Below are 12,531 nucleotides of genomic sequence, written 5' to 3'. Positions count from 1 at the left end.
ATTATAAAGCTTTTATGCATAGATTAAAATCCATCCACTTAGGCAGCTAGTTATACCGATTATTAATAATATGAATAGTGGATTTCATAAAATCAACTTTCATGAATACTTATTAACAGCCATAAAAAAACCCAGCCTAAGCTGGGTTATTTGTAAAGTAGTAGTACTATTTACGTTTAACTTTTACGCGCTCAACGGTTGATATATGCGCTTCAACACGGCGATTTTCTGCGTGTGCTTCTGCCGTATTCGCTTTATTTACAAGACGCTCCTCACCATAACCTATTGTACTGATACGCTCTCTTGAAATACCATCTTTTACTAACTCATCGGCAACATCGTCTGCACGCTTTTGAGAAAGCTTTTTATTGTAGCCAGCATCACCCACTGCTGAAGCATGACCCTCAAGTAGTACAGTTGTATCTGTATACTCTTTCATGAATTTTGATACCGCAGCTATATCATCAAAATATCTTTGTTTAACAATGGCTGAGTCATGTGGGAAAGTGACTAATAGCTTAGTAGTTACTTTAGACTCTTCGTATAAAGTGCACCCGTCACTATCAACTGCATCTGTTACTGGTGTGTTGGCGCATTTGTCATTAGCATCAATCACGCCGTCGTTGTCACTATCTAGAGGAGCAACTACTGCAGCTTCAACTACAGGCTCAGGAGCAGGCTCAACTGGTGCTACTGGTGCTGATTTCTGGCCAAAGAAGTAGTTAATACCTAACTTTGCGCCAACATCTGTGTAGCCTTTATCTAAACCTTGGTAAACACTGGTTTCAGCATTTACAAAGAAGTTGTCTGTAACAAAGTGTCGGTAACCTACACCTGCATTTACAAACGTGTTGTCATCAACAACATCAATATCTTTCAGACCGAATAAACCGTAAAAAGGACCGCCGCCAAAGTGGTAAAGCGCATCAATACCGTAACGTTCGCCGTCAATATCGTTGCGGTTGTTAAGTACTTTGTCGTGTGCATTAAAGTCTAGGTCTGCGTATTCTAAACGCGCGCTCCAGTAATCATTAAAGCGGTAACCTAATTCAGCACCCCAACCTGTTGACTCATTAACGTCAAGGCCAGCTTGATCACGCATGTTTTTCCACGAAGCATCGTAGTAGTCACCGAACGCACCGATGTAAAAACCTTCTTGTTCGGCAGCAAAAGTTGATGCGCTAGTTGCAGCTAACGCAATGGCAATTGTAAGTGATTTCAATTTCATTGTTTTCTTCCCATTTTAACAACTAAAAATGTAGCTAAGCATTGCTAGCCCTTCTAACTTACCTATACAGTAACTGAGCCTTTGTTAATCAATACTTAACGCAAATATATTTTTCCAATATCTAGGATAATAAAACTAGCCCATAAAAAATGTTACTGAACAAAGACTAGTTCAAAAAGCAAACAATCGCTTTAAACCCCATACGATTACTGACCTTTATGGGTATCATGGTATCACCCGCTCATAGTTTGCTCTATGAATGAACATCGCCGTGGTAAAAAATGACCTTTTATATTCATTTTCAAATGCAAAAAGTGGCACTTAAGTACCACAAAAAGTACGATAATTCTTATCATCTTCGGGCGGCGTTTGAAACTCAGTGGCCTGCGCATGGCTTGTGTAAGGGCTCGACATCACTTTGCTAAAACGACTGAGTAGCTCACTATCCCCATGCGTAGTGTACTGAGTAATAATATCTTCAATAATATGGTTACGTGGGATCACGCTCGGATTGGCTTGTCGCATCACTTGATAGCTGTGCTCATTAGTTCGTGTTTGCCATTTCTGTGCCCAAGAGGTAAGTGCTGATGGTATTTCAGCTTGCCCATTTAACGACTCAGTGAGTGCATTAAAAGTATTGGTATAATCAAGCTGGTGTTCTTTTAATAGCCCTAGTAACTCCCCCACCAGCTCATTATCTTTATCATCAGCTATTGTTAGCCCTAACTTTTGTGCCCACATAGCGCTAAATTGCTGATTAAATTGGGTCGAAAAGTCTGCAATGATAGGTGTCAGCATTGCTACGGCTTGCTCATCGTCGTCACTTATTAGTGCCATTAGACTCTCTGCTAAGCGAGCACAGTTCCAACTCGCCATGTTTGGCTGATTACCAAATGCGTAACGCCCTTGCTTATCAATAGAGCTAAACACGGTATCAAAATCAAACTGGTTCATCATGGCACATGGACCGTAATCTATGGTTTCACCACTAATTAAGGTGTTGTCGGTATTCATTACCCCATGAATAAACCCCACCCTCATCCAACTTACGACTAAGTTAACTTGATTGGTTATCACTGCGGCTAGAAAATCCAAGTATCGCTGGGCGCCAGTGCTATTAATTTCAGGGTAATGTCTTTGAATGGCTAAATCGGCTAAGTTTTTTAGACTGGTCAAATCGCCTTGGGTAGCTAAATATTGAAATGAGCCAACTCGAATATGACTACTCGCTAGTCGCGTTACAATAGCGCCAGGTTGAGGTGGGTTACGATAAACAGTTTCACCACTACCAACCACGGCTAAACAACGCGTTGTTGGAATGCCAAGCGCATGCATTGCTTCGCTCATTACGTACTCGCGAATGGCGGGACCTAATGCACAGCGCCCATCTCCACCACGCGAGAATGGCGTAGCGCCAGCGCCTTTTAATTGCACATCCCAAAGCTGGTTTTTATCATCACTAATCGCGCCAAGTAAATGCGCTCGTCCGTCACCTAAGCGTGGAGAAAAATGACCAAACTGATGACCCGAATACCCTAATGCAACTGCAGAAACTGCTTGAGGTTCATTTCCACTGAATATATTTGCCCGAGAATCGGCATTCACTTGTATATTAAATTGTTCGGCTAAGGGCTCATTCCATAACAATAACTGTGGCGCTGTCACCTTGGCTGGATGATCGCTAATTGCAAACCCCTCACCAATGTCGGTATACCTTGGCACTAATTTCATGTTTAATCCTATTGTTTTTGGCTGATACCTACGCGATTGTCGCCGACACCATAAGCGACAATTAAGCTTAGCTCTTGCATGCTTAAGCCGCTTTGCTGCTGCAGTTCATTAAAGAATGCCTGCGCCGCACTTAGTGACTTTTTAGTTTGCAATCCACCATCTATAATTTTATGTGCACGCAAATAGCTTTCTACGTCTCTTGAAAGTAAAAAAGTATCTTTTCCTAAGGCGCGCAGCGCATAAGGGCCGGTATTACCACCCAGCCTCGCACCATGCTTTTTTAAATACGCCCACAAGCCAATAATATCTTCACTTGGCCAGTTAGCAATAAACTCACTAAAGCTGCCGTGTTGCTCTGCAACTTCGTGGATCATATACGCATTATCAGTAATGGTTTTTACTTTTTTATAATTGCGCACAATCCGTTCGTCACTGGCTTTTTGTTCTAACATGTCTGGTGGCATCATCAATAGCTTTTCAACACTAAAATCCCAAAAAACCTCTCTAAATCCGGCCCACTTACTGTTGATCACCGACCAATAAAAACCACTTTGAAAAACTTTCCGAGTAAATTCTTCTAGCCAATCATCATCACTTAATGTGACGAGTTGCTTTGTTGATAAAGGTTTTGAGAGTAACAATTTAAGCATTTTTTCAGAACCCTTTCGCTCCACTGCACGCTTATAAATATCGCTAAATTTTTCCATCTGCTTAATACCTTACTTCGACCATGAAACTAGTTTACGAGAAAAGCAGCCAATACGTAACCGTTGCTATTATCGATGAACTATTCTGTATTTAGTCACTTGACACCTAGACGGCTAAAGTGGTTTAATCGCCACACTTACCCTATTACATTGTATTTGCTGATTGATTTTTCAATAGCAAGTGCAAAGGGCTGGAAGAGGTGCGTTATTCAGGTAGCGTATGTTAGGAGCGCAAACTCCATTGAGCATACGTGAGGGGAATTAACGCCGAGAGGTAACACTTTTTTGTGAAAGGTTACTTCGGGCGACTAGGTTGAATCCTAGCGACTGTCACCAATAACATATTTGGTGGAGAGCTTCTGGTCTTAGTATAATAAGGCCGTGCGCCCTATTATTTAAGCCCATTCGCTCTTCGAATTATAAATACATTCAAAGAGTCAGGCACCCTAAATACCCGCCAATAACTCGACGAATGCCCTATAAGTTCGTGAGAGATGATCAACAACTTCAATATTAACAATTTCCATTTATGGACTGCGCTGATCACCCCATTTGATCAAAATGGCCTAGTTGATTACGCAACCTTAGACACCTTGGTGGCCGAACAAGAAGCCGCTAACAACGGCATTTTATTACTTGGTAGCACTGGCGAAGGGTTAGCCCTGACCCTAAAAGAGCAGCAAGCCATCGTAGAGCATGTCTGCCAATTAGAGCCGAGCGTCCCGCTTATGGTCGCAGTCGGTGGTAGTAACTTAAAGCAGCAGCTTGAATGGGTTAACTACTGCAACCAACTGCCTATTCATGGTTTTTTACTTGGCTCGCCTTTGTACGCCAAACCCGGTGCAGTGGGGCAAACGCATTGGTTTGAAAGCCTGCTCAATGCCAGTTCTCATCCTTGTATGCTTTATAACGTACCAGGACGTAGTGCGGTTAGCATTCCCATTGCAACCATTGAAAACCTCAAACAACATAAAAATTTATGGGCACTCAAAGAAGCCAGTGGCTGTATTTCTCAATTTGAAGCCTATCGACAAGCAGCGCCTGAACTAGCCATTTTTAGTGGTGACGATGCCCTCATGCCTTATTTTGCCCAAGCAGGTGCAAAAGGTTTAGTGTCGGTTGCAGCCAATGCATGGCCAGTGCAAACCCATGAGTTTGTAAAGCGCAGTTTAAGCGGCCAACACCCTAATCTTTTTGTCCAGTGGTCTAGCGCTATCAATAGTTTATTTTCAGTAGCAAACCCTATCCCAGTCAAAGTGTTAATGCATTTACAAGGGCGTATCAGCAGTCCGCATTTACGTCCACCTTTAACACACCTTGAGCTGACACACACAGATGACATTTCATCGGCAAACAACACCATTTTATCTTGGCATTAAATACAGGTTTTTATAATGAGCTGGTTAGAACTATTAAATAATTTAGAAACGGGCGCAGTTCGCGCAGCAACACAAGACGATAACGGCCAATGGCACGCTAACGTAGAAGTAAAGCAAGGCATTTTAGAGGCATTTAAAAACGGCACTAACATGGAGTTTCCTGGTGGCTTTGTTGATAAACACAATCTAGCGCCGCAATGCTTTGAAGCCACAGCAGGCGTTCGCATGGTGCCAGGTGGTTCAAGTGTGCGCCGTGGTGCACATGTTGCCAAAGGCACTATTATTATGCCACCTGCGTACGTAAATATTGGCGCCTTCATTGACGAGGGCACTATGGTAGATAGCCATGCATTGGTTGGCTCATGTGCGCAAGTGGGTAAAAATGTTCATTTGAGCGCCGCGGTACAATTAGGCGGGGTACTTGAGCCCATTGGCGCAAGCCCTGTGGTCATAGAAGACGATGCATTTATCGGTGCAGGCTGTGTGATTGTTGAAGGCGTGGTAGTTAAAAAAGGCGCGGTACTTGCCCCTGGTGTTCGCTTATCTGCAACCATCCCTGTTTATGACTGCGTTAATGAGCGTCAGCTTGATAAAGGCGAAGCAATCCCTGAATACGCGATTGTGATCCCAGGCTCTCGCCCTGCGTCAAATGACTGGGCCCGTGATCAAGGCTTGAGTATGTCGTGTGCCTTAATTGTTAAATACCGGGACGAGCAAAGTGACGCGTCATTATTGCTTGAAGAGGTTTTACGTTAATGACCTTTTTGAGCACGCCCGTTAAAAGCGCTATTGATGAGCTTTCGAGTAAACTCGATACTCCATTTTTTGTCTACGACCTTGACTCACTAGATGCGCATCTTGCGCACTTAGTGGCGCAAACCGAAGTAAAGCTTTGGTATGCGGTTAAAGCCAATCCCCTATCTAAAGTGATACAAAGTTTAGATAACGCAGGTTTTAACTTTGATGTCGCCAGTAAAGGCGAACTTGAGCAAGTACTTGCCCAAGGAATTAACAGCGAGCGCGTGCTCAACACGGGCCCTGCTAAAAGCCCAAGCCAAATTAAACACTTTATTGAGCGCGGTGTACGCATATTTGTGGCAGAAAGTCTTAATCAGGTGCGTTGGTTAAACGAACAAGCCGATGCCCTGCAGTGCCAGTTGCAAGTATTACTGCGTGTTCAATTACGCTGGCCCGAGGGTGATAAAAACCCACTTGGTGGTGATAGCCTTACTCCATTTGGCTTAGGGTGCGATGAATGGCAATCGCTCAATACTAAAGCCTACACAGCATTGAGCTTTGATGGCCTACATATTTTTCAGTGGGGTAACATGCTCAGCAGCGACAAACTTGCAGATCTGTGGTCGCAAATGATTACGCCGTTGAGGCAACTTGCTGAGCATTTAAATATAAACCTGAATATTTTAGATTTAGGTGGCGGTTTAGGTATTCCTTACACCCTTAATGACCCGACTTTAAGCTGGGATGCATTAATAGCAGCCCTTGCAAAGATTAAACGCGATGCAGGTGTTAAGGAGCTTTGGATGGAGCTTGGCCGTTACGCGGTTGGCGAATGCGGCCACTACGCCACACCTGTGGTTGAGCGCAAATTAAACTACGGCCAACAGCAGGTAATTATGAGCGGCGGTATTAATCACTTATTGCGCCCTGCGGTTACTAATCAAGACTTTCCTGCGCGTTTATTACGAGATTCAAACGCAGCAAACCAAGCAATGAGCCTATACGGACCTTTATGTACAGCACTAGACTGCTTAGGGGAGCATCAATTACCGAGCGATTTAAATGAACATGACTGGCTGGTGTTTAGTCAATGCGGTGCTTATGGTTTTACCGAAAGTATGCCGTACTTTTTGTGCCATGAACTGGCCGGTGAATATGTTATACACCATGGCGAAATCAACTGTATTCGCCAAGCAGAAGATGCAAGCCACTACTTGAGGTAATAAAAATGAATAACACCACAGCTATAAGCCAGGAAAATATTGTAGTTGGTGAAGTGGCAAATGGCCTACCACTGACTATTCCTGTCTATCGTTTAAAGGGCGATGGCACAGGCCCAAGTGTGTATATACAAGCTAATATGCATGGTGCCGAAGTACAAGGTAACGCGGTTATTTATCAGCTACTTGAACAGCTAAAAAACCTTAATTTAAAAGGTGACATTACCTTAGTCCCCTACGCTAACCCCATTGGCTGTAATCAAAAATCGGGCGAATTTACGCTTGGCCGATTCGATCCTATTACGGGGACTAATTGGAATCGTATGTATCACTGTAATAATCAGCTTGCATCACAGTTTGCAAAGCAATACTGCGACGCTGACGATACAGCTCTAAAAACAGCATTTAAAACCGCGTTAATTAATGATGTTGAGCAGCAACTTAATGGCCCAGACTATCGTTTAACAACCGGTAAACGCATAGCGCTAAACTTACAAAGACTAGCGCATCAGGCTGATATTGTTTTAGATTTACACACTGGCCCTATTTCTAGTCAGCACTTATATTGTCCTGAATATGCCACAGAAAGTGCCCGTTACTTTAATATTCCCCATGTGCTAGTGATCCCTAATGACTTTGATGGGGCAATGGATGAAGCGAGCTTTTGTCCATGGTGGCAACTTAGCGAGCAACTTGCTCAGCAAGGCCGAAATTTTAACGTACAAGTTGAAGCCTTTACGGTAGAGCTAGGAAGCCAAGAAAAAATAGATTTAAGCGCGGCACTAGACGATGCCAATAGTATTTTAAGTTATTTAAATCATAAGAAAGTATTTGTTGATGCCTCCTACAAGCCAAAGGTGATGACAAGGTATGGCTGCCAACTAAATGATTATATTGCTTACTATGCACCTATGGGTGGCATGGTTGAATACTTAGCCCCTCTTGGTGGGCACATTAAAGCGGGCGAACCTATAGCTAAAATACTGCGAATGGAACGCTACCTAAGCGAACAACCACTGCAAACATTAATCTTTGATCTTGATGCAATTGCGATATTGCATTTTGCCTCAGCTAGTGTGAACCAAGGAACTGAACTTTATAAGTTTTTTACAAACGTTTTTGAGCTTTAGCTCACCCCTTCTCATTGCGTGAGAGTCTAACTAGCGAGCTATTAGCTAGTTATCCAGTAAAAGCGACTTAGGTCGCTTTTCTTTTTGCTTTATTAAAGTTCAGGACAAATTCACCGTATACGTGTTAAAAATGCGTTATAATCAAAACAAATCTGTTACTTCCCTCACTTACAAAGGAATTATAATGAGTTGGCGCCACTGGATACTACTCTCAACATTACTAAGTACTGCTGTTATTGCTGAAGAAACAGCAAAAAACGAGCAAAACAATGAACTTGAGCTGGTTAAACAATGTATATTAAATGAAGTGATAGGTGGAGACGGTAAGCAAACCCTCGATCAATTGCGCGAAAAATGCTCTGCAGTTGAAGAAAGCAAGCAGCTAACAGCTATCGATAAACGCCAAGCCCGTGAAGCGGTTGGCAAAAAGAATCGTAATGTAATTACGCCGCATAAACGTAATTATATTTTACCGGTTTCATATATGTCGAACCCAAACACTCGTCCGTTTGATGGATTTGCAGAATTAACCGATAAAAAAGATGGCGACCCTCTCGATAACCTAGAAGCTAAATATCAGTTATCAATTAAAGTACCTTTGTATGATGAGTTTGCCGACTCAGACCAAGCTATATTTTTTGGCTTTACTCTGCAGTCATACTGGCAAGTATACAACGACGATATTTCTTCTCCCTTTCGAGAAACTAATTACGAGCCAGAAATTTTCTGGATTAATTACTTAGACCCTGAAAACGTTTTATGGGGCGATGAAATGGCAATAGCCATTGGTATTTCGCATCAATCTAATGGCCGTAGTCAGCCAAACTCGCGTTCTTGGAACCGTATTTATGCCGATTTCATTTGGGAAAATGACGGCTTTGTATTTAGCTTTAAGCCTTGGTACCGCATTCCTGAAAATGAAAAGCCTGCGCCGTTAGATGCACGAGGTGACGATAACCCTGATATCTATAAATACATGGGTTACTTTGAATTTGGTGGCGCGTATCGCTTTCACGATCATGAATTTAGTTTTATGACTCGTAATAATTTAAATTCAGATAACCGCGGGGCAATTCAGCTTGATTGGTCATTCCCTCTATGGGGAAGAGTACGCGGCTATGCGCAGTACTTTAATGGCTATGGTGAGAGTTTAATAGACTATAACGCCGATATTGAACGCTTTGGTGTCGGTATATTACTGACTGACTTACTGTAATAACCGCTAATAAAAAAGCCAAGCAACTCGCTTGGCTTTTTCGTTTATTCTTATTACTTTTTAACCACAAACTGCCCTTCAAACTGAGCAACTATTTGATCACCATCAAAAATGGTTACTGGCACTAAATAGCTCGCCTTAACCGCCTCTTGTAACTCTATTAAGTTACCTTTGCAGGTTTGAATATCAACACAGCCTTTAGGGTCGGTATTCAGTGGTTTTAAATATTTAATATTAGCATCGGCTAACACTATATTACCCTCAAGTCCGGCTTCTTTTAATGCTAAGTACGTTGCTCCCCAACCCGTTAGTGTAGCTAGGCTATAAATAGAGCCTGCAAACATGGTGTTGTGTAAGTTTAAGTTAGCATTTAAATCTGCACGAGTAGTAAATTGCCAATCAGTGTAGCTTTCTACTTTTATCCCCATTGCATCACTAATAGGGATTGATTCGCGCCATGTATTTTGCAGTACTTGAGTCCAATTAGGGTGACGAAACCAACCTGGTTCACTCGGCTTAAGCTTAACCATTTTATAATGCTGAACATCACCATAGGCTAAATGCGCCTTTTCTTTGTTTTCGTAGCCATGGCGCTGATAAAATTCCAGGGCACGTTCGCGTGCAAACAGCACTAATTCATCAGCATCTTGATTCCACGCTATTTTTTCTAGCTCATGTAATAAGCGACTACCAATATGTTGATTACGGTTACCCTCTGCAACCGCCATATAACGTACTTGAGCTTGTTGCTGATTATTAAAGTGCAAACGCGCCACACCCAGTACTTCACCTGCTTTATTTTTAATAAAGCGGTGTTCAGCTTCTTGCTCTAAATCGTCTTGCTCAGAACCACGAGGTTCGCCCCATGGTGCACGTAAAACTTGCCAGCGTAATTGATAATAGGCTTGCCAGTCTTCACTACTTTGAGGGGTGCTCACTTGAAACATACAGACTCCATAAATTAAAAATGTAAAAATATTACGCTGTGCATTTTGTGAAAAACACCATACTCGATCTGGGTAAAACTGCAAATACGACTTTGGTTTCCTATAAATGACTGTAAAAAATTAATGACAAAATCGATTGCGCTTTACCACTGCTGGTTTATGCTCAATACCATGAATAAATATATCCATGGTAGCAGTGGCCTGATCAGCAGGCACTTTATTGAGCATAGTTCATCGCTAGGCCAGTTACTTTATTGGCATAATCAACATGGCATAAATATACAAGTTCGAGAGCATCAACAGCTGCGCTGGCTGCTTATTAACAACACCTTGCAATCAGTTATTTTAACCCGGAGTCCACAAGTATTACTGTTTCCTCACCTTGCCTATTTAGCAACAGTTTGGCAGCAACAACCAGCGCCTAAAAAAATACTTGAGCTCGGTTTAGGTGGTGGTGCTATACGCAACTACCTGTTAAAACAGTACCCTCGAGTACAGCTGACTTCAGTAGAAAAAAACCCTCATATAATTGACTGTTATCAAGATTTTTTTGCCCTTAATGAACAGGGCCAAATTTACTGTGAAGACGCACAAACAGTTTTAAAGTCAGCGGTGAATATAGATTGGATTATTTTAGATTTATTTAGTGAACTAGACGCCCCTAGATTCTTATTTGATTTATGTTTTTATCAAACAATTTATGAGGCGCTTGCTCAGCGGGGCATCTTATTTATTAACTTTTTATCGCAACATAGCTCCCAACTTACGCAGCTACAACTTGTGCTTAAGCGCGTGTTTGGGGGAGCCGTTAGTATTAAAAAGATCACCGGATTTGTGAATCACATTGTGGTTGTAGAAAAAACACTTTAAGCTTTTAAATTAAAGGTAACCGGACCGTCGTTACATAAACTAACCTGCATATCGGCTGCAAATACACCGGTAGCGACCTTTATACCGAGTAATTTAGCCTGCTCAACAAAGTAATTATATAATGCTTGCGCTTGATCTGGTGTGGCTGCCGATGAAAAACTAGGACGCATGCCTTTTTTGGTATTAGCTGCAAGTGTAAATTGCGATATGACTAATAGCTCGCCTTGTATGTCTTTAAGACTGAGGTTCATTTTATCGTTTTCATCACTAAAAATTCGATAATTACTGACTTTGTGCAATAGTTTATCAGCAACACGCTCATCATCTTCTTTTTCAACACCAAGCAGTAATACAATACCTTGCTTTATTTCGCCAACAATCTGTTTTTCTATTGCTACGTTAGCGTGTGTTACCCGTTGAATTAGTCCTTGCATTTATTCACTACCCTCTGCTTGTTGCTCTTTTTTATTGTAATGTTGCATGTTAATACACACAGTAAATTCAGCACCTAGTAGCACGACTACCCACGACAAGTATACCCATACAAACAAAATAGGAATGGTTGCTACCGCACCATAAATCACTTCGTATGATGGAAAATGGCTAATGTATAAAGCAAAGCCTTTTTTGGTTAACTCAAATAACATTGCAGCAAACAGTGCACCAGGAATAGCGGCCCTAAATGAAACTCGCGTATTCGGCACTAAGGTATACAGCATGATAAAACCTGCCATAGAAATAGCATAAGGGAGTAGTTTTAATAAAAAACCACTAAACCCAGGGATCCCCTGATCAGCAAACGACACTAGTGACACAATATAAGAGGTGACACCAATACTCGCACCCAGTAGTACAGGTCCCAAGCTCAGTACCATCCAATACACAGCAAAGGATATCATCATTGGGCGTTTTTTCTTTACTCGCCAAATACGGTTTAGTGTGGCATCTACATTACGAATAAGTAGCAAGGCAATGGCTGCCAAAAAACCAATACCTACCGCCGTCATTTGATTAGCATTACCAGCAAACGAGCTAATATGTTCTTTAATAACATCGGAAGAAGTCGGCACAAAGTTAGTAAATAAAAAACTTTCAATGGCTAAACGGGTCGATTCAAACCCCGGAAAAGCAGAGAAGATTGCCACACCAACCGCTATCAACGGAACCAACGACAACAAGGTAACGTATGCTAAATACCCTGCATTAATGGTTATTTGATCGTCTATACAGCGATTGAAATATTGCATCCACCAGCCTGGTTGCTGTTTTAGAAACACCTTAACTTGCTGTTTATAATGAGAGAGCTTATCATTCATACAATTAACTTTGTTGGTGAGCTTTTGATTATAATAACAATCAAGGCCA

12 protein-coding genes and 1 riboswitch are annotated in these 12,531 nt (G+C 41.9%); of the genes, 6 read left to right on the top strand and 6 right to left on the bottom strand.

Annotation, left to right across the window (positions count from 1 at the left end):
* Positions 1-166: 166 nt before the first annotated feature.
* The 3 genes from AC0VZ5_RS01125 to AC0VZ5_RS01115 form a co-directional block, all read right to left on the bottom strand.
* Entirely contained in the window at positions 167-1,228 is a 1,062-nt protein-coding gene (locus AC0VZ5_RS01125) for an OmpA family protein (RefSeq protein ID WP_138606695.1), read from the bottom strand.
* Between the two features lie 321 nt (positions 1,229-1,549).
* The gene (locus AC0VZ5_RS01120; protein WP_475473848.1) at positions 1,550-2,959 is read right to left on the bottom strand and encodes a protein adenylyltransferase SelO; all 1,410 of its coding nucleotides are present in this window, start codon (positions 2,957-2,959) and stop codon (positions 1,550-1,552) included.
* An 8-nt stretch (positions 2,960-2,967) separates the two neighbouring features.
* A complete protein-coding gene (locus AC0VZ5_RS01115; protein ID WP_138606699.1) occupies positions 2,968-3,666 on the bottom strand; it encodes a DNA-3-methyladenine glycosylase I in 699 nt (232 codons plus the stop codon).
* 187 nt (positions 3,667-3,853) lie between these two features.
* A riboswitch (Lysine riboswitch) is annotated at positions 3,854-4,033 on the top strand.
* A gap of 127 nt (positions 4,034-4,160) precedes the next feature.
* Between AC0VZ5_RS01115 and dapA the strand changes: the two genes are divergently transcribed.
* From dapA to AC0VZ5_RS01090, 5 genes are all read left to right on the top strand, one after another.
* On the top strand, positions 4,161-5,045 hold the full coding sequence (gene dapA, locus AC0VZ5_RS01110) for a 4-hydroxy-tetrahydrodipicolinate synthase (protein ID WP_178954618.1): 885 nt from the start codon (positions 4,161-4,163) through the stop codon (positions 5,043-5,045).
* A gap of 15 nt (positions 5,046-5,060) precedes the next feature.
* Entirely contained in the window at positions 5,061-5,801 is a 741-nt protein-coding gene (locus tag AC0VZ5_RS01105; protein WP_475473841.1) for a 2,3,4,5-tetrahydropyridine-2,6-dicarboxylate N-succinyltransferase, read from the top strand.
* The gene (locus AC0VZ5_RS01100) at positions 5,801-7,006 is read left to right on the top strand and encodes a PLP-dependent decarboxylase (RefSeq protein WP_475473839.1); all 1,206 of its coding nucleotides are present in this window, start codon (positions 5,801-5,803) and stop codon (positions 7,004-7,006) included. Before AC0VZ5_RS01105 ends, AC0VZ5_RS01100 begins: the two co-directional genes overlap by 1 nt.
* A 5-nt stretch (positions 7,007-7,011) precedes the next feature.
* Positions 7,012-8,133 carry a succinylglutamate desuccinylase/aspartoacylase family protein gene (locus AC0VZ5_RS01095; RefSeq protein WP_138606707.1) on the top strand — a complete coding sequence of 374 codons (1,122 nt, stop codon included), beginning with the start codon at positions 7,012-7,014 and terminating at the stop codon, positions 8,131-8,133.
* Between the two features lie 184 nt (positions 8,134-8,317).
* Entirely contained in the window at positions 8,318-9,349 is a 1,032-nt protein-coding gene (locus AC0VZ5_RS01090) for a phospholipase A (protein WP_055012465.1), read from the top strand.
* Between the two features lie 53 nt (positions 9,350-9,402).
* On the opposite strand, the gene AC0VZ5_RS01085 is transcribed toward AC0VZ5_RS01090, so the two are convergent.
* The gene (locus AC0VZ5_RS01085) at positions 9,403-10,296 is read right to left on the bottom strand and encodes a bifunctional GNAT family N-acetyltransferase/hotdog fold thioesterase (protein ID WP_475473836.1); all 894 of its coding nucleotides are present in this window, start codon (positions 10,294-10,296) and stop codon (positions 9,403-9,405) included.
* A gap of 123 nt (positions 10,297-10,419) precedes the next feature.
* Here AC0VZ5_RS01085 and AC0VZ5_RS01080 point away from each other — a divergent pair, with 123 nt between their 5' ends.
* On the top strand, positions 10,420-11,166 hold the full coding sequence (locus tag AC0VZ5_RS01080; protein WP_475473834.1) for a spermidine synthase: 747 nt from the start codon (positions 10,420-10,422) through the stop codon (positions 11,164-11,166).
* On the opposite strand, the gene dtd is transcribed toward AC0VZ5_RS01080, so the two are convergent.
* A complete protein-coding gene (dtd, locus tag AC0VZ5_RS01075) occupies positions 11,163-11,600 on the bottom strand; it encodes a D-aminoacyl-tRNA deacylase (protein ID WP_475473832.1) in 438 nt (145 codons plus the stop codon). The two genes, AC0VZ5_RS01080 and dtd, sit on opposite strands and share 4 nt — an antisense overlap.
* Positions 11,601-12,482, bottom strand: coding sequence for a virulence factor BrkB family protein (locus AC0VZ5_RS01070; protein ID WP_138606713.1), 882 nt, complete (start codon positions 12,480-12,482; stop codon positions 11,601-11,603).
* Positions 12,483-12,531: the final 49 nt, after the last annotated feature.

It is taken from the genome of Pseudoalteromonas sp. QJM3NY_12 (assembly GCF_056173165.1).
Note: the sequence above shows the minus strand (reverse complement) of the source record. Positions and strands in the feature narration are given on the sequence as shown.